Below are 17847 nucleotides of genomic sequence, written 5' to 3' on the forward strand. Positions count from 1 at the left end.
ATGGGATTCGCTTACACTTCCATGGATATGGGAATTGTATTGCACGCACTGGCTGCGGCCGGTTACGCCTTGTTGACGGTATTCGCGTGGCGAGCCGTCTCGTCGCACCCCGAACCCCGGACCGGCTCCGCCGAGCGCCTGGGGCTGGCGCTGGTGCTGATCCTGCACGGCCTGGCGGTCCAGCAGGCCATGCTGGGGGACGGCAACCTGAAGCTGGGCTTCGCTCTGGGCATCTCGGCCGCGCTGTGGCTGGGCCTGGTCGTCTTCTGGGCCGAAAGCCTGTGGGTGGCCATCGACGGCCTGCGGCTCTGGCTGATGCCGCTGGGCGTGATCGGCACCGTGCTGCCCGTGGTCTTTCCCGAGGGCCGCGTCATCGCCCATGCCGACAGCGGCTGGCTGCGCGTGCACCTGGCCATCGCGCTGGCCGCCTACAGCATGATCACCATCGCCGCCCTGCACGCGCTGCTGATGGCCTCGGCCGACCGGCGCCTGCACGACATCTCGGCCAGCAACCCGCCCCAGCCCCGGCACTCGGCCCGGGTCTACGCCCGCCTGTTCGACGCCGTGCCGCCCCTGCTGGTGCTCGAACGCCTGCTGTTCCGGCTGATCTGGGTCGGCTTCGTGCTGCTGACCCTGGCCGTCATCAGCGGCATCGTCATCTCCGAGTCGCTGTCGGGCACCGCGCTGCCCCTGGACCACAAGACCGTCTTCACGCTGCTCTCATGGCTGACCTTCGGCCTGCTGCTGCTGGGACGCCAGGTCTGGGGCTGGCGCGGCCGCATCGCGCTGCGCTGGACGCTGGTCGGCTTCGCCTTCCTGCTGCTGGCCTACACCGGCACCCGGTTCGTGCTCGAGTTCATCCTGCACCGCTAGAAACCAGGACCCCCAACCACCATGGGCAAGCTACTTTTCTGGGTGTTCGTCATCGTGGTCGCCCTGCTGGTGGCCCGCATCGCCGCCCGCAGCGCGGTCAAGGGCCACCGCCGCGAATCGCGTCGGGCCGACGCCAGCCGCTTCCCGGCCGACGGCATGGTGCGCTGCGCCCATTGCGGCATCCACCTGCCGCCGTCCGAAGCCGTGCGGCGCAAGGGCTATAACTATTGCAGCCTGGCCCACTCGCTGAAGGGTCCCGGCAAATGAACGTCGCCGCGCGGCTGGACGGCCAGGGCTGGATCGACCACCCCGCCGTGCGCCGGGTCCCTTCCCCCAACACCGACGAGCGGCCCCCCGGCACGGAAATCTCGCTGCTGGTCCTGCACAACATCAGCCTGCCGCCCGGCGAATTCGGCGGCCCCTACGTCGAGGCCCTGTTCACCAACACCCTCGATTGCGATGCCCACCCCTGGTTCGACTGCCTGCGCGGCCTGAAGGTCTCGGCCCACTTCCTGATCGACCGCAACGGCGCCATCGTCCAGTTCGCCAGCACCGACCGCCGGGCCTGGCACGCCGGCGTCTCCTGCCACGACGGCCGCGAACGCTGCAACGACTTCTCCATCGGCATCGAACTCGAAGGCTGCGACACCGTGCCCTTCACCGACGCCCAGTACCGCGCCCTGGCCTGGCTCACCCCGGCCCTGCGCGCCCGCTACCCCCTGCAGGCCGTCCGCGGCCACGAGCACATCGCCCCCGGCCGCAAGACCGACCCCGGCCCCGCCTTCGACTGGGCCCGCTACGGCCGGGAAACGGGCTGGACCGCCCTTCCCCTCCTGTAGAATCTCGCCCTCGCCAACCCCGGCCCGCCCACGCCCAGCCCGCGCCCGCTCTGTTTCACGCGCTGCAAACGCCGCATTTCACGCGTGCCTCGTGCACCTTTCGTCGTGAAACACGCATGGTTGCTGGCTGTCTAATAAATAGAGCCCGATTTGCCTATGCGAGCGCCGGATTCTCTCCGCCAGCAACATTTTGACACTTGCCGTACAATCTGCACCCCCCTAGAATTAGTGCCTTGCCGGTCACACACCACTAGATGTAGTGCCCGCGCTGCAAGGGAGGGGGAAAACATGGCTTATCCAGACCAGCCCGGATGTGCGGCGGCCACTGCCGCGCACCTCGTCGTTAGGCCCCAAGCCGCGCTCCGGCGCGGCCTGACGCCCTTGTAATCAAGAATATTCGCTGCAAATCCCAGAACACCGAGTACCGGCGCGGCCCCCCGCGCCTTCATGCATCCAGGAGGCCTTATGCAACTCTCGACTCCCTCGGCCCAATCGACCGCTGCGCCGCTAGCTTCCAAGCCCGCACAGACCGAAGCCGACCAGACCGCGTATTCCGACCACAAGGTCATCCGGCGCAACGGCGCCGTGGTCGGATTCGAACCCGGCAAGATTTCCATCGCGCTGACCAAGGCCTTCCTGGCCGTCAACGGTGGCCAGGGCGCTGCTTCCGCGCGTGTGCGCGAGCTCGTCGAAGGCCTGACCAAACAGGTCGTCCACGCGCTGGTCCGCCGCCAGCCCAGCGGCGGCACGGTCCATATCGAAGACATCCAGGACCAGGTCGAACTGGCGCTGATGCGCTCCGGCGAGCATGACGTCGCGCGCGCCTACGTGCTGTACCGTGAAAAGCGCGCCCAGCAGCGTGCGCTGATGCACACCTCGCCCGACCAGGCGGTCGTGCACGTCACCGAGAACGGCCTGCGCATCCCGCTCGACCCCCAGCACCTGCAGGCCATCATCCAGGCCGCGTGCTCGGGCCTGGAGGAATTCGTCTCGGCCGAGGGCATCTTCAAGGAAACCGTCAAGAACCTGTACGACGGCGTCTCCACCGACGAGATCTTCAAGTCCGCCATCCTGGCCGCGCGCTCGCAGCTGGAAAAGGATCCGGCCTACAGCACGGTCACGGCACGTCTCTTGCTGCACACCATCCGCAAGGAAGTGCTGGGCGAGGAGGTCGAACAAGCCGCCATGGCCACGCGTTACGCCGAATATTTCCCGCAGTTCATCGCTCGCGGCATCGAGGGCGGCCTGCTTGACCCCAAGCTGGCCACCTTCGACCTGGCGCGCCTGGGCGCGGCGCTGAAGGATACGCGCGACCTGCAGTTCACCTACCTGGGCCTGCAGACCCTGTACGACCGCTACTTCCTGCACATCAAGGGCACCCGCATCGAGCTGCCGCAGGCCTTCTTCATGCGCGTCGCGATGGGCCTGGCCCTGGAAGAAACCGACCGCGAAGCCCGCGCCATCGAGTTCTACAACATCCTGTCGTCGTTCGACTTCATGAGCTCGACGCCGACCCTGTTCAACGCCGGCACCCTGCACTCGCAGCTGTCGTCGTGCTACCTGACCACGGTGGCCGACAGCCTGGAAAGCATCTACGACGCCATCAAGGAAAACGCGCTGCTGGCCAAGTACGCCGGCGGCCTGGGCAACGACTGGACCCCCGTGCGCGCGCTGCGCAGCCACATCAAGGGCACCAACGGCGAAAGCCAGGGCGTGGTCCCCTTCCTGAAGGTGGTCAACGACACCGCGGTGGCGGTCAACCAGGGCGGCAAGCGCAAGGGCGCCGTGTGCACGTACCTCGAGACGTGGCACCTGGACATCGAGGAATTCCTCGAACTGCGCAAGAACACCGGCGACGAGCGCCGCCGCACCCACGACATGAACACGGCCAACTGGATCCCCGACCTGTTCATGAAGCGCGTCATGGACAATGCCGAATGGACCCTGTTCTCGCCGTCCGACTGCCCCGACCTGCACGACAAGGTCGGCAAGGAATTCGAGAAGGCCTACCTGGGCTATGAAGCCAAGGTCGCCAGCGGCGAACTGAAGCTCTTCAAGAAGATCCCGGCCATGTCGCTGTGGCGCAAGATGCTCTCGATGCTGTTCGAGACCGGCCACCCGTGGATCACGTTCAAGGATCCCTGCAACATCCGCTCGCCCCAGCAGCACGTCGGCGTCGTCCACAGCTCCAACCTGTGCACCGAGATCACGCTGAACACCAACGAGTCCGAGATCGCGGTCTGCAACCTGGGGTCGGTCAACCTCGTCGCGCACTTGAAGACCAACGCCGACGGCACGGTCGAGCTCGACCACGACAAGCTGCGCAGCACGATCCACGTCGCCATGCGCATGCTCGACAACGTGATCGACATCAACTATTACGCCGTCGACAAGGCCCGCAACTCCAACCTGCGCCATCGTCCCGTCGGCATGGGCATCATGGGCTTCCAGGATGCGCTGCACATCATGCGCGTGCCCTACGCGTCGGATGCCGCCATCGAATTCGCCGACCGCTCGATGGAAGCGGTGTGCTACTACGCCTACCTCGCGTCGACCGAACTGGCCGAGGAACGCGGCCGCTACTCGTCGTTCGAAGGCTCGCTGTGGGACCGCGGCATTCTTCCGCAGGATTCCATCAAGCTGCTGCGCGAAGAGCGCGGAGGCTACGTCGACATCGACGAAAGCGCGTCGATGGACTGGAATGCGTTGCGCGAGCGCATCAAACTGCATGGCATGCGCAATTCGAACTGCATCGCTATTGCCCCGACGGCGACGATTTCCAATATCATTGGCGTATCTGCGTGCATTGAACCGACTTATCAGAACTTGTACGTCAAATCGAATCTCTCCGGCGAATTCACGATCGTCAACGATTACTTGGTGCGTGATCTCAAGAAGCTCGGGCTGTGGGACGAGGTGATGATCGCAGACCTGAAGTACTTCGATGGCAGTCTCGCCAAGATCGACCGGGTGCCTCCCGAGCTGCGCAAGCTGTATGCGACGGCCTTCGAGGTAGAGCCCCGTTGGCTCGTGGAATGCGCGGCGCGCCGCCAGAAGTGGATCGACCAGTCGCAATCGCTCAATATCTATATGGCGGGCGCATCGGGCAAGAAGCTGGACGAGACGTACAAGCTGGCCTGGCAGCGCGGCCTGAAGACCACCTACTACCTGCGCACCCTGGGTGCGACCAGCGCTGAAAAATCGACCGGACGCGGCGGCGAATTGAACGCCGTGCCCACGGCCTCGTCCAATGCGGGAATGTCCGCGGCGGGCACCAACCTTCCGGAACCGGAAATCGTCGGGGCGGTATGCACCATGAAGCCGGGTGACCCTGGCTTCGAAGAGTGCGAAGCCTGCCAATAACCCCCGCTGAATACCGGAGTCGATCTATGTTGTCTTGGGACGAAGAAGTATCCACCCCCTCCGCCACGCCGGCCCTGCAGCCGGCGGGCACCGCCGCGCCGCGCGAACACGCCGGCGCGTTCGACGAGGTCGCGCTGGCCGCGGGCGCTGCGGCGCCCGGCGCCGCCTCCTCGCGTCGCGTCAACATCGCGGACAAGCGCATCATCAACGGCCAGACGGACGTCAACCAGCTGGTCCCGTTCAAGTACAAGTGGGCTTGGGAAAAATACCTGGCCACCTGCGCCAACCACTGGATGCCGCAGGAAATCAACATGTCGCGCGACATCGCGCTGTGGAAGAACCCCGAGGGCCTGACCGAGGACGAGCGCCGCATCATCAAGCGCAACCTGGGGTTCTTCGTCACGGCCGACTCGCTCGCCGCGAACAACATCGTGCTGGGCACGTATCGCCACATCACCGCCCCGGAGTGCCGGCAGTTCCTGCTGCGCCAGGCCTTCGAGGAAGCGATCCACACCCACGCCTACCAGTACATCGTCGAAAGCCTGGACCTGGACGAGTCGGAAATCTTCAATGCCTACAATGAAGTTCCGTCCATCCGCGCCAAGGACGAGTTCCTGATCCCCTTCATCGACGCCATCGCCGACCCGAACTTCAAGACGGGCACGCCGGAGGCCGACCAGACCCTGCTGAAGTCGCTGATCGTCTTCGCATGCCTGATGGAAGGCCTGTTCTTCTACGTCGGCTTCACCCAGATCCTGGCGCTGGGCCGGCAGAACAAGATGACCGGCGCGGCCGAGCAGTACATGTACATCCTGCGGGACGAGTCCATGCACTGCAACTTCGGCATCGACCTCATCAACACGATCAAGCTCGAGAACCCGCATCTGTGGACGCCGGAATTCCGCGAGGAAATCCGCGGACTCTTCCGCAAGGCGGTCGAACTCGAATACGCTTACGCCGAAGACACCATGCCGCGCGGCGTGCTGGGCCTGAATGCGCCGATGTTCAAATCGTATCTGCGCTTCATCGCCAACCGCCGCTGCCAGCAGATCGGCATCGAACCGCTGTTCCCGCAGGAAGAGAACCCCTTCCCGTGGATGGCGGAAATGATCGACTTGAAGAAAGAACGCAATTTCTTTGAAACGCGTGTGATCGAGTACCAGACCGGCGGGGCGCTGAGCTGGGACTAGACCACACGTAGACAGGATCAGGCGCCCTCGGGCGCCCGGCAGGGCCCGGATGAGTTCAGACGCGGCGCATGGGGCAGGTCCCCTCGCCCAGCGCACCATCCGGCCCCTGCGCATGTTGCTTTGTCGAAGACGAAGCATTGGCGGCCGGGCAAACGGGGGTGTCATCCGGCAGGCGGGAAACCGCCTGCCAAGTCATTCGACATGGGTCGCACCAGTTGCGGGGTATGTCGAATGGCTGTGTGCAGCATTCATTAGCGCAAACTGATTCCGCTGTTGAGGTTTCGTTCACCAGCAGGGCTTGCGCCGATGAATAGCCCGTGAGGATGGTCCGAGCGGGTTCGTGTTCTGGGTCCCTGAACGTCTCGTAAAGGAGCAGACCATGGCGACAGCCAAGAAGGCCGCGAAGAAAGCGGTAGCCAAGAAAGCCCCGGCTAAGAAAGCCCCGGCCAAGAAGGCGGCAGTGAAGAAGGTTGCGGCCAAGAAGGCCCCGGCCAAGAAAGCCGCAGTGAAGAAGGTCGCGGCCAAGAAGGCCCCGGCCAAGAAAGCTGCAGTGAAGAAGGTCGCGGCCAAGAAGGCTCCGGCCAAGAAAGCCGCAGTGAAGAAGGTTGCGGCCAAGAAGGCTCCGGCTAAGAAAGCCGCAGTGAAGAAGGTCGCAGCCAAGAAGGCCCCGGCCAAGAAGGCTGCCGCCGCCAAGAAGCCCGCGGCGAAAAAGGCCCCGGCCAAGAAGGCCGCTGCTGCCAAGAAGCCTGCTGCGAAGAAGGCGCCGGCCAAGAAGGCTGCTCCCAAGAAGCCTGCAGCCAAAAAGCCTGCCCCTGCGCCGTCCACCGCGGCTGCGCCGGGCGCGAAAACGGCGCTCAACCCTGCCGCTGCTTGGCCCTTCCCTACGGGCAGCCGCCCGTAAGCCCTAATCGGAGCGCCTTGCGCTCTGATTCAAACCCCGCCAAGGTGCGAGCTTTGGCGGGGTTTTTTGTGGCCCCCCCTACGCGCTTCGCGCGCCCCCCAGGGGGCGATGCGGGTGGACCGGCGGAGCCGGATCCACCGCATCCTGGGTCTGCGTAGGATATCTCGGTGCGAAGCACCGCTTGCTTGCCTTGATCCAGGGCACCGCGGATCCGGCTTTGCCGGTCCGCCAGTGCCGCCCCCTGGGGGGCGCGCGTCAGCGCGTAGGGGGGGGGGGTTATAATCTTTTGCTTACAACCTGCTGAACAGCAGTACGGTGCCCGGAGTCCTCATGGTTGGCGATATCGCCCGGTTTTTGCTCAACGTCGTTTTCACCCTTTACGGGGCCGTGCTGTTGCTGCGCTTGTGGCTGCAGTTCGTGCGGATGCCGCCGTACAACCCCATTTCGCGGACCGTGTTCCAGGTCACGGACTGGATCGTGATTCCGCTGCGGCGGGTGCTGGGGGGGCGGGGTGGCGTGGATTGGGCCTGCCTGGTGGCGGCCTGGCTGACGGCGCTGGTCTATCTGGCGGCCATCATCCTGGTTGCGGGGGGCAATCCGCTTTCCATGCTGCCCGAGGGGCTGTGGATCGCGCTGATGCTGATGCTCAAGTGGTCCATCAATCTGGTGATGTGGGTCACGCTGCTGATGGTGATCCTGTCGTGGGTCAACCCCGGCGCGCCGGCCATGCCGGTCCTTCACGCGTTGACGGCCCCGCTGCTGGATCCGATCCGGCGCGTGCTGCCTTCGCTGGGTAGCCTGGATCTGTCGCCGCTGGTCCTGTTCCTGCTGACGCAGATCGCGCTGATGGTGCTGTCCCGCATCGGCCTGCCCATCTTCGGGCTGTAAGGCCACGCGGGCCCAGGGCCCGCCCCGGTATCGATGCGGCGCCGCCGGGCAAGCGGCGCCGGCCTCGTTGCCTTACAGGTGCGTGACGCGGGTGGCGCCGGTGCCGCTCAACACGCGCACACGGTCCCCGACATAGAACATCTCGTCGGCTTCCTGCACGATGGAGCGCAACTCCCCGTTCTGGAAGCGGACGGTGATTTCCAGGCCTTCGCGCTTGGACATCCCGCCTTCCACGGCCTGCCCGGCGATGCCGCCGGCGATCGCGCCCAGCACCGAGGTGATGATCTGGCCACGGCCCCCGCCTATGCTGCTGCCCGCCACGCCGCCGACGATCGCGCCGCCGGCCGTGCCCACGCCGGTCTGGCCGCGGTCGATCGTGACGCGTCGCACCGACTCCACCGTCCCCATGCGCACCACCTGCTCGCGCTGAGCCTGGTTGCGGTCATAGACCGACGCCGAGTTGCTGCCCGTCGCGCATCCGGCCAAAAGCGCCAGCGCCGACAGCGCGGCAGCCACCGCCAGGGCGCGCCCGCGCCCGGCAGCCAGGGAAAGAGACGAATTGCTTGGGTTCATAGAGCCATCCTGATGGAAAAGCGGAGAAACGCCGCAGCGCCCTCTTCTTGGTATGAAACAAAGATCTTGGACTGGATTTATACCCTGTCGGTTCGCCCACCGGCCCTTGGGCGCCCGCCCCCGACCGGCCCAGGTTGTTTCAAACCATGACCACGGCGAATCGCATCAGCCTTGCGGCAGCGAAAGCCCGTAGCTGCGTTCCAGGCGCGACGAAATCTCCTCGCGGCTGATCTGGTGGTTCTGCGGGCCCCGGCAGGCGATCTTGATGGCGCCCATCAGGCTGGCCAGCTTGCAGCAGTCTTCCCAGCGCCATCCCACGGTCAGGCCGTACAGCAGCCCGGCGCGATAGGCATCCCCGCAACCGGTGGGGTCCACCACGGCCTCGGCCTTGACGGGATCGATGTGGATCTCCTGGCCGCCGGTCAGCAGCGTCGAGCCTTTCTCGCCCCGGGTCACGATGGCCGCCTGCAGGCCCGCGGCGATGTCCGCCATGCTGCGGCCCGTGCGCTGCTCGACCACATGGGCCTCGTAATCGTTGACGGTCAGCACCTGCGCCAGCGCCAGCATTTCCTCCAGGTCCTCGCCGTTGAACAGCGGCATGGCCTGCCCCAGGTCGAAGATGAAGGGGATGCCTTGCGCGTGCAGCCGCCGCGCATGGGCGAACATGCCGTCCTTCGCGTCGGGCGCGACGATGCCCCAGACGCCGGGCGCGCCGGTCAGGTCGTTGGTGGCCGCCGCCGACATGGCCCCGGGGTGGAATGCGGTGATCTGGTTGTCCGCCAGGTCGGTCGTGATGAAGCACTGCGCCGTGAAGGTGCCGGGTACGACCTTGACCCAGTCGACGTTGGTGCCTTGCTCGCGCATGCGGCGCAGGTAGTCGCCCGCGTCCTCGCCCACCGTGGCCACGGGCACGGGCGTGCCGCCCAGCAGCCGCATGTTGTAAGCGATGTTGCCGGCGCAGCCGCCGTACTCCTTGCGCATGGACGGCACGAGAAAGGACACGCTGAGCGCGTGCACCTGCTCCGGCAGGATGTGCTCCTGGAACTTGCCTTCGAACACCATGATCGTATCGAACGCAACGGAGCCGCAGATGATGACGGGAGCGGTTTCGGGATGGGCCATGGCGGTCACGGATAGAAGATGGCGACGCGGTAGCCGGTGGCGTGGGCGTCGATGGTTTCGATGGGAATCCGCAGGACCCGCTCCTGGAGCGGTCCCAGCGGCTGGGCGAAATCCCGGGGCGACAGATAGACCGAGGGCAGCAGCACGCGGCGGGCGGCCACCGCGTCGGACAGGTCCATCAGCGACAGTTCGATGGCGGGCCAGGACTGCGGAAAGGTGGCGCGGTTGCGCAACACCATCCGCAGCGCCAGCTGGCGCGTCGGCAGCACGATGCCGGCGGACTCGCCCGGCACCGGCTCGGCCTCGTCGGCGATGGGAGGCGCAAATCCCGGCGACTCGGGCGACCAGGGCTCGACGGACGAGGACTCGATGACCAGCAGTTCGGGCGCGCGGGGGTAGCCGACCGTGCACTGCCACCGCTGGCACAGCCGCTCCATGGCGGGACGGAGCATGGGCACGCGGGTCGCGATCTCGGCACGGAAGATCCAGGCCGCCTGAGCCAGCAGGACCAGTAGCGCGATCAGCGCGGCCAGGCCCCACAGCCACTGGGCACGCCGCCGGCGTTGCCGGGCCTCTTCGTCCAGGAAATCGGGCGCCTCGTCGCCGCGGGACTCCCGTTCGCGTGGGCGGGATTCGCCCACGATGGGAGCGTGTGCGTCTTCGGCGGAGCCAAGGGCAGGCGTCGTCGGGACGGCGACGGCGGGTCCGACCTCCGCATCCGGCGGCTGGACCGGCGCACCGTCGGATGCCGTGGCCGGCGCGGCGCGGCGGGATCGCAGCACCGAAGGCAGGGCGCCATCGGCCGCCTCGTCCGTCAAGGCCGGCTTCGGCGAAGCGCCCGCGACCGGAAAGGACTCGGCGCCCGGCGTTGCCTCGCGGTCCGGCACGCCGGCTTCGCCGGCGGCAACGGCCAGCGGCGAAGAGAACGAGGGCGTGGGTTCCGGCGTAGGCGCCTGGCTGCCATCGTCTTGCATGGAGGCGACCAGGCCTTCTCCGCGCCGGCGCAGCACGTGCGGCTCGACCGGCGACTCGGGCGGGGAAGCCGGCGCCTCGGGCGAAGAGATTGGCGCCTCGGGCGGAAAGGCCGGTCCGGCGGCCACCGGGCGCGGCGCGCCGCCGGCCGGGTCCAGCTCGATCAGGCTCTGGCTGCTATCGAAGACTTCGTTGCAGACCCCGCACCGCACCCAGCCGCCACGCAGCTTGATCTGGTCCGGGGCCACCCGGAACGCCGTGGCGCACTGGGGGCAGCGAGTGGCGAGCGTCATGCCGGGCGTCCGTCAGGCGGGACGCTGCCCGTGCAGGCAGACCCAACCGTCCAGCGCGCGCCAGACCTTCATCTCGATCCATGGCGCATACGCCCGCGCGACTTCGTCGGCCTGCCGCTCGAGCACGCCCGACAGGATCAGGTCGCCGCCCGGCAACACGCGATCGCACAACATGGGCGCCAGCACCTTGAGCGGATTGGACAGGATGTTGGCCACCACGACGTCGGCGCGCCAGCCCTGGCGCACATCGGGCAGCCCGGTCAGCACCTCGACCCCGTTGGCCTGCGCATTGGCCTGGGCGGACTGGACCGCCTGCGGGTCGATGTCGATGCCCACGGTTTCGCCGGCGCCGAGCTTGCGCGCGGCGATCGCCAGGATGCCCGAACCGCAGCCGTAGTCCAGCACGCTGCGGCCAGCCCGCAGATTGGCGGCCAGCCAGGCCAGGCACAGATGCGTGGTGGGATGGCTGCCGGTGCCGAAGGCCAGGCCCGGATCGAGGCGGATGGAGATGGTGCCCGGGCGGTCCGGCACCTCGTGCCAGGTCGGCACGATCCAGATGCGGGCATCGACCTCGATGGGCTCGAACTGCGACTGGGTCAGGCGGACCCAGTCGGCATCCGGCACCTCGCGCAATTGCCAGGCAGGGGTGTCGTCGATGCCGCAGGCCGCGCAGGCAAGGGCCAGCAACTGGGCCGGATCCTCGCCGTCGGGCAGCAGCGCCACGACGCGATTGCGCGACCAGGCCTGGGTTTCCGGCTCGAGGCCGGGCTCACCGAACAAGGGCCGTTCGGCCTCGGTGCCGAAATCGGCATCCTCGACCGACACCGACAACACGCCCGCTTCCAGCAGCGCGTCGGACAGCGGCTCGGCCAATTGCTCGGGGCAGTCGAACACCAGTTCGCGCATACGGACTCGCTACCTTCAGTCCGGACGCTGGGACAGGCGATGCTCCAGATAATGGATGTTGGTTCCGCCTTCGATGAAGCGGGCATCCTGGAGCAGTTCGCGATGCAGCGCGATGTTGGTCGAAATGCCGTCGACCGCCATTTCCGACAGGGCGATGCGCATGCGCGCCAGTGCCTGGTCGCGCGTATCGCCATAGGCGATGACCTTGGCGATCATGGAGTCGTAGTTGGGCGGCACGAAATAGCCGTTGTAGACGTGCGAATCGACGCGGATGCCGGGGCCTCCGGGCACGTGCCAGTTGGTGATGCGGCCCGGGCTGGGAGTGAAGCGGAACGGATCCTCGGCATTGATCCGGCATTCGATGGCATGGCCGCGGAACACGATGTCGCGCTGGCGCAGCCGCAGCTTCTCGCCGGCGGCGATGCGGATCTGCTCCTGCACCAGGTCCACGCCCGTGATCGCCTCGGTGACCGGGTGCTCGACCTGGATGCGGGTGTTCATTTCGATGAAATAGAACTCGCCGTTCTCGTACAGGAACTCGAACGTGCCCGCGCCGCGATAGCCGATCTTGCGGCAGGCGTCGGCGCAGCGGTCGCCGATGCGGTCGATCAGCCGGCGCGGAATGTGAGGCGCCGGCGCTTCCTCGATGATCTTCTGGTGGCGGCGCTGCATCGAGCAGTCCCGCTCGCCCAGCCAGATCGCGCCGCGCTGGCCGTCCGCCAGGACCTGGATCTCGACGTGGCGGGGGTTCTCGAGGAACTTCTCCATGTACACGTCGGGATTGTTGAACGCCGCCGCGGCCTCGGACCGCGTCATGGTCACGGCGTTGAGCAGCGCGGCCTCGGTATGGACCACGCGCATGCCGCGTCCGCCACCGCCGCCGGCGGCCTTGATGATGACCGGATAGCCGACCTTGCGGGCGATCTGGATGATTTCCTTCGGATCCTCGGGCAGCGCGCCGTCGGAACCGGGCACGACGGGGACGCCGGCCGCGATCATGGCCTGCTTGGCGCTGACCTTGTCGCCCATCATGCGGATGGACTCGGGCTTGGGGCCGATGAACACGAAACCGCTCTTCTCGACCCGCTCGGCGAAATCGGCATTCTCGGACAGGAAGCCATAGCCGGGATGGATGGCTTCGGCGTCGGTGACCTCGGCCGCCGAGATGATGGCCGGCATGTTCAGGTAGCTCTCGCGCGACGGCGCGGGCCCGATGCAGACCGACTCGTCGGCCAGCTTGACGTACTTCGCCTCGCGGTCGGCCTCGGAGTGCACGACCACGCTCTTGATCCCCAGCTCGCGGCAGGCGCGCTGGATGCGCAGGGCGATTTCCCCGCGATTCGCGATCAGGATCTTTTCAAACATGAACGAATGTCCTGAAAAAGTCGGACGGCTGGTCGGGGCGGCTTCCTCCGGCGGCGTCGTGGCGGACGATGCCTTGCCGGGACTGGCGCGCCGGTCCCGGCGCCCGACTGATAACACGGTGTGAAGCGCATCAACGGGCAGGGTGTCGATGCGCATGGTGTCGACCGGTCAGCCGATCACGAACAGGGGTTGGCCGTATTCGACCGGCTGGCCGTTCTCGACCAGGATTTCCTTGATGGTACCGGCCTTGTCGGCCTCGATCTCGTTGAGCAGCTTCATGGCCTCGATGATGCACAGCGGGTCGCCTTCCTTGACCGCCTGGCCGACGTCGACGAATGCCGCGGCGCCGGGATTGGGCGCGCGATAGAAGGTGCCGACCATGGGCGACTTGACGACGTGGCCCTGGGCCACGACGGGCGCCGGGGCGGGCGCGGCTTCGGCTGCCGGGGCCGGCGCGGGGGCGGCCTGCGGCATGACCTGGTAGGCCTGGACCGCGGGCGCGGCGGCGAGCTGGCCGCCTTGCGCGAACTTGACGATGCGCACCTTGCCTTCGCCTTCGGTGATCTCCAGCTCGGCGATGCCGGATTCGGCAACCAGGTCGATCAAGGTTTTCAGTTTTCTAAGATCCATGGGGCTTCCCCAGTAATTTTCTTCAATGCGACAGCGCGTAGCGCACGGCCGCTTCATAGCCATCGGCGCCCAGCCCGGCGATCACGCCAACGGCCAGGTCGGAGAAATACGAACGGTGCCTGAAGGCTTCCCGCTTGTGCACGTTCGACAAATGGACTTCGATGAACGGCACCGCCACCGCCGCGAGCGCATCCCTGACCGCCACGCTGGTGTGCGTGTAGGCCGCCGGATTGATCACGATGAAATCGACGCCTTCGCCCGCGGCCGCCTGGATGCGGTCGACCAGCGCACCTTCATGGTTGCTCTGGAACGAGGCGAGCGACGCGCCGTGCTGCTGCGCCAGGGCCTGCAGCCGTGCATCGATGTCGGCCAGTGTCGTCGCACCATAGATACCGGGCTCGCGCGTGCCGAGCAGATTCAGATTCGGGCCGTGCAGAACCAGGATGCGATGGGCCATATGCCTGCGATGCGATACGGAAGGGCGCGATTTTTACGCAAAACACGCCATATTGTCTATCAATTGTAACGAATTCGACGATTCTGCCATGTCGGGACCATCCCACCCCCCGGGGATGTCCCGGGTGTAGGGACGCCTTCAGGCGGGCCTGAGCACGCCCCGCAACGTATCGGGCTTGATCCGGCCGGAATACTGATGGATTACCGCCCCTTTTTCGTCGATCACTACCGTGTACGGCAGTCCGCCGCTGGCATTGCCCAGCTCGCGGGCCAGTTCCGTACCGACGTTGCCGGCGATCAGCAAAGGATAACCTACGGGCACTTTTTCAACGAATTTCCGCATGTTGGCGGCCGAATCGATGCCGATCCCGACAAACTGCGCGGTATTGGCGAATTCCTGGTGCAGCATGTCCAGTTCCGGCATCTCGTCCACGCAGGGCGGGCACCAGGTCGCCCAGAAATTCACCACCAGGCGCCGTCCCCGCCATTGCTGGAACGGATAGGAACGGCCGTCGAGCCCTTCCAGGGTCTGCGCGTACAGGATGTTCACCGCCCGGTCGGACGCCGCGGTCGGCGCCAGGCGCCACCAGGCCACGCCGCCGCCCACCAGGGCCGCCGCCAGGCCGGTGCCGCCGTACACCAGCAGCCGGCGGCGGGAAGATCCGCTCGCCGTACTCCCCTGCTGTCGCGCGCCGTCCTCCCCGCGGGAGGCCGCGCCCCCTTTGGGCGCGCTCATGCCGTTTGCCCCTGCATCCGCCCCTCGACGTCGTCCAGCAGCCGCGCCACGGCCCGCGCGTCGCCGCGCTCGGCGCGGCCGTCGGGGCCGGGCTTCAAGGCGCCGCGCAGCGCCAGGCCATCATAGATGCTCAACATGACGCCTTCCTTCTGCCAGAGGAAGTACAGGGCCTCGACCTTGCCGCGGCCGCGGAAATCCGGGCGTTCGCCCACTTCGTACTTGATGCCATGGTTCAGGAGAAATATCTCGACTTCCTTGGATGAGTCGGCGAAGCACTGCAGGGCGATGTCGGAATGCTCGCCGGCGGTGCCGTTCCAGACAGGACCGACCAGATAGGGCTGGAATCGTTCCAGCAGGTCCATGACCGACAGCGCCACCCGCCGCAGCCTGGCCAGGCGCGCGGGCTGGGTATCCCCCATGAACAGGGCCTGATATTCGCGGACCTCGTTCTCTATTTCGTCATTGTCCGGCAGCACGTCGCCGCGGGGCAGGCTGCCGGCCCCCACCAGTTGCTTGACCGCCTTGCGCTTGGCGGTGCTGTAGTCCAGCCCGTCCTCGGCGATCATCCGGGCCGCGGCGGCGGCGATTTCCTGGCGCAAAGAAGAAAACGACATGATTGCTCCGAGGAGGTGACCCCGACATCATACTTCGTCCCCGGCCCGGCCCCGCGACGGCCCGGACCGGCCCGGGCGTCTACAATCCATACCCCGACCGGAAGCAGGCAACCATGCATCTACACATACTCGGCATCTGCGGCACCTTCATGGGCGGCCTGGCGCTGATCGCGCGGGCGGCCGGGCACCGCGTCACCGGCTGCGACGCCGGCGTCTACCCGCCCATGAGCACCCAGCTCATGGAACAAGGCATAGAACTGATCGAGGGTTTCGATGCCGGCCAGACGGCGCTCGCGCCGGACCTGTTCGTGGTCGGCAACGTGGTAAGCCGCGGCAACCCGCTGATGGAAGCCATCCTGAACGAAGGCCTGCCCTACACGTCCGGCCCGCAGTGGCTGGGCGAACATGTCCTGCCCGGCCACCACGTGCTGGCCGTGGCCGGCACGCACGGCAAGACGACGACCACCTCGATGCTGGCCTGGATCCTGGAGTCGGCCGGGCTGCAGCCGTCCTTCCTGGTGGGCGGCGTGCCGCAGGACTTCGGCGTGTCGGCGCGCCTCTCGCCTGGCCGGGGCACAGGGCGGCCGGTGTTCGCGATCGAGGCCGACGAGTACGACACGGCCTTCTTCGACAAGCGCTCGAAGTTCGTCCACTACCGGCCCCGCACCGCCATCCTGAACAACCTGGAATACGATCACGCCGACATCTTCCCCGATCTGGCCGCGATCGAAACCCAATTCCATCACCTGGTCCGGACCATTCCCGGCCAGGGGCGGATCGTCGCGCCCACCCGCACGCCCGCCATCGACCGCGTGCTGGCGCGCGGATGCTGGTCGGAAACCGTCACGTTCGGCGCCGAAGGCGACTGGCAGGCGGGACCGGAGGACGCATCGGGCGCCTTCGAAGTCATCCACCGCGGCACGTCCGCAGGCCGCGTGGCCTGGACGCTGAGCGGCGAGCACAACCGGATGAATGCCCTGGCGGCGATCGCGGCGGCCGAGCACGTGGGCGTGGTCCCGGCGGACGCCGTGGCGGCCCTGAGCCGCTTCGCCGGGGTCAAGCGCCGCATGGAGCTGCGCGGCACCGTGGACGGCGTGCGGGTCTACGACGACTTCGCCCACCACCCCACCGCCATCGCCACCACCCTGGCGGGCCTGCGCGCCCGGGTCCCGGGCGAGCGCATCCTGGCCGTCCTGGAACCCCGCTCGAACACCATGAAGCTGGGCGCCATGAAGGCGCAGCTTCCCGGCTCGCTGCAGGACGCCGACCTGGTGTTCTGCTTCGGCGCGCAGGACGGCAAGCACGCGCTGGGCTGGGACCCGGCCGAGGCCCTGGCCCCGCTGGGCGCCCGGGCCAGCGGCTGGTCGGACCTGTCCGCCATGGTCGCGGCCATCGCGGCCGCGGCGCGGCCCGGCGACCACGTGGTGGTGATGAGCAACGGCGGCTTCGGCGGCGTGCACGACAAACTGCTGCGGGCGCTGCGCGAGCGTGCCCCCGGTACCGGCTCGGCATGATGCTGCTCTACCTGCACGGGTTCCGTTCCTCTCCTGCCTCGGCCAAGGCGCGGCAGTTGGCGCAGGCCATGGCCGAGCGCGGCCGCCGGCGCGAATGGGCCTGCCCGCAGTTGCCGGCCAGCCCGCGCGAGGCCATGGAGCTGGCCGAGCCGCTGGCGCGCGACATGCAGCGGCATGCGCGCGCGAACGGCGGCGAACTGACCCTGGTGGGCTCCTCGCTGGGCGGCTACTACGCGACCTGGCTGGCCGAACGGCTGGGCTGCCGCGCCGCCCTGCTCAATCCCGTCGTCCACGGCGCGCGCGACCTCGCCACGCAGGTGGGCGAACACCTGTCCTACCACGACGGCCAGCCCTTCAGCTTCACCGCCGGCCACGTGGACGAGTTGCGCGCCTACGCCGTCGCGCGCATCACCCGCCCCTGCCGCTACTATCTATTGGCGGCCACCGGCGACGAAGTGCTGGACTGGCGCGAGATGCGCGACCACTACGCGGGCGCGTGGCAGCACATCATCGAAGGCGGCGACCACGGCATCTCCGATTTCGAGCATTACCTGCCCGGCGTCCTGGCTTTCGCCGACGCCGCGGCAGACGACGAATCCATCCCAGGGTAAA

18 protein-coding genes are annotated in these 17847 nt (G+C 67.1%); 9 read left to right on the top strand and 9 right to left on the bottom strand.

Going from position 1 to position 17847, the window contains the following annotated elements; all coding sequences use genetic code 11:
- Nucleotides 1-21 precede the first annotated feature (21 nt).
- From ccsA to N5K27_RS07540, 7 genes are all read left to right on the top strand, one after another.
- On the top strand, nucleotides 22-873 hold the full coding sequence (gene ccsA / locus N5K27_RS07510) for a cytochrome c biogenesis protein CcsA (RefSeq protein WP_087841760.1): 852 nt from the start codon (nucleotides 22-24) through the stop codon (nucleotides 871-873).
- Between the two features lie 21 nt (nucleotides 874-894).
- A complete protein-coding gene (locus tag N5K27_RS07515; protein ID WP_087841679.1) occupies nucleotides 895-1140 on the top strand; it encodes a PP0621 family protein in 246 nt (81 codons plus the stop codon).
- Nucleotides 1137-1712 (top strand): 1,6-anhydro-N-acetylmuramyl-L-alanine amidase AmpD, encoded by a 576-nt coding sequence (gene ampD / locus N5K27_RS07520; protein ID WP_087841680.1) that lies wholly within the window; start codon nucleotides 1137-1139, stop codon nucleotides 1710-1712. The genes N5K27_RS07515 and ampD overlap by 4 nt, the downstream gene beginning before the upstream one ends.
- Before the next feature lie 465 nt (nucleotides 1713-2177).
- Nucleotides 2178-5075: a ribonucleoside-diphosphate reductase subunit alpha gene (locus tag N5K27_RS07525; protein ID WP_087841681.1), complete on the top strand. Its 2898-nt coding sequence runs from the start codon at nucleotides 2178-2180 to the stop codon at nucleotides 5073-5075.
- Nucleotides 5076-5101: 26 nt separating this feature from the next.
- Nucleotides 5102-6265 carry a ribonucleotide-diphosphate reductase subunit beta gene (locus N5K27_RS07530; protein WP_279815554.1) on the top strand — a complete coding sequence of 388 codons (1164 nt, stop codon included), beginning with the start codon at nucleotides 5102-5104 and terminating at the stop codon, nucleotides 6263-6265.
- A 379-nt stretch (nucleotides 6266-6644) separates the two neighbouring features.
- Entirely contained in the window at nucleotides 6645-7166 is a 522-nt protein-coding gene (locus tag N5K27_RS07535) for a histone H1-like DNA-binding protein (RefSeq protein WP_087841683.1), read from the top strand.
- Between the two features lie 330 nt (nucleotides 7167-7496).
- A complete protein-coding gene (locus N5K27_RS07540) occupies nucleotides 7497-8054 on the top strand; it encodes a YggT family protein (protein ID WP_087841684.1) in 558 nt (185 codons plus the stop codon).
- 72 nt (nucleotides 8055-8126) lie between these two features.
- Here the strand turns inward: N5K27_RS07540 and N5K27_RS07545 are convergent, their stop codons facing one another.
- The 9 genes from N5K27_RS07545 to N5K27_RS07585 all read right to left on the bottom strand — a co-directional run bounded on the left by N5K27_RS07545 (nucleotide 8127) and on the right by N5K27_RS07585 (nucleotide 15721).
- Nucleotides 8127-8627, bottom strand: coding sequence for a glycine zipper 2TM domain-containing protein (locus N5K27_RS07545; RefSeq protein WP_087841685.1), 501 nt, complete (start codon nucleotides 8625-8627; stop codon nucleotides 8127-8129).
- 165 nt (nucleotides 8628-8792) lie between these two features.
- Complete coding sequence (locus tag N5K27_RS07550) at nucleotides 8793-9749, bottom strand: carbohydrate kinase family protein (protein WP_087841761.1); 957 nt, start codon at nucleotides 9747-9749, stop codon at nucleotides 8793-8795.
- 5 nt (nucleotides 9750-9754) lie between these two features.
- On the bottom strand, nucleotides 9755-11014 hold the full coding sequence (locus tag N5K27_RS07555) for a DUF3426 domain-containing protein (protein WP_279815558.1): 1260 nt from the start codon (nucleotides 11012-11014) through the stop codon (nucleotides 9755-9757).
- Nucleotides 11015-11026: 12 nt separating this feature from the next.
- Nucleotides 11027-11920, bottom strand: coding sequence for a 50S ribosomal protein L11 methyltransferase (gene prmA / locus N5K27_RS07560; RefSeq protein WP_087841687.1), 894 nt, complete (start codon nucleotides 11918-11920; stop codon nucleotides 11027-11029).
- Between the two features lie 15 nt (nucleotides 11921-11935).
- On the bottom strand, nucleotides 11936-13285 hold the full coding sequence (gene accC, locus N5K27_RS07565) for an acetyl-CoA carboxylase biotin carboxylase subunit (protein WP_087841688.1): 1350 nt from the start codon (nucleotides 13283-13285) through the stop codon (nucleotides 11936-11938).
- 168 nt (nucleotides 13286-13453) lie between these two features.
- On the bottom strand, nucleotides 13454-13915 hold the full coding sequence (gene accB, locus N5K27_RS07570; RefSeq protein WP_087841689.1) for an acetyl-CoA carboxylase biotin carboxyl carrier protein: 462 nt from the start codon (nucleotides 13913-13915) through the stop codon (nucleotides 13454-13456).
- A 22-nt stretch (nucleotides 13916-13937) separates the two neighbouring features.
- On the bottom strand, nucleotides 13938-14372 hold the full coding sequence (aroQ, locus tag N5K27_RS07575) for a type II 3-dehydroquinate dehydratase (RefSeq protein ID WP_087841690.1): 435 nt from the start codon (nucleotides 14370-14372) through the stop codon (nucleotides 13938-13940).
- Nucleotides 14373-14510: 138 nt separating this feature from the next.
- A complete protein-coding gene (locus N5K27_RS07580; protein ID WP_087841691.1) occupies nucleotides 14511-15107 on the bottom strand; it encodes a TlpA disulfide reductase family protein in 597 nt (198 codons plus the stop codon).
- Nucleotides 15104-15721: a hypothetical protein gene (locus N5K27_RS07585; protein ID WP_087841692.1), complete on the bottom strand. Its 618-nt coding sequence runs from the start codon at nucleotides 15719-15721 to the stop codon at nucleotides 15104-15106. Before N5K27_RS07585 ends, N5K27_RS07580 begins: the two co-directional genes overlap by 4 nt.
- A gap of 113 nt (nucleotides 15722-15834) precedes the next feature.
- On the opposite strand from N5K27_RS07585, the gene mpl reads away from it, so the two are divergent.
- Both mpl and N5K27_RS07595 read left to right on the top strand, forming a co-directional pair.
- The gene (gene mpl / locus N5K27_RS07590) at nucleotides 15835-17235 is read left to right on the top strand and encodes a UDP-N-acetylmuramate:L-alanyl-gamma-D-glutamyl-meso-diaminopimelate ligase (protein WP_087841693.1); all 1401 of its coding nucleotides are present in this window, start codon (nucleotides 15835-15837) and stop codon (nucleotides 17233-17235) included.
- Nucleotides 17232-17846, top strand: coding sequence for a YqiA/YcfP family alpha/beta fold hydrolase (locus N5K27_RS07595; RefSeq protein WP_087841694.1), 615 nt, complete (start codon nucleotides 17232-17234; stop codon nucleotides 17844-17846). Before mpl ends, N5K27_RS07595 begins: the two co-directional genes overlap by 4 nt.
- Nucleotide 17847: the final 1 nt, after the last annotated feature.

Source organism: Pigmentiphaga sp. GD03639, from assembly GCF_029845405.1.
Lineage (GTDB): Bacteria > Pseudomonadota > Gammaproteobacteria > Burkholderiales > Burkholderiaceae_B > Pigmentiphaga > Pigmentiphaga daeguensis.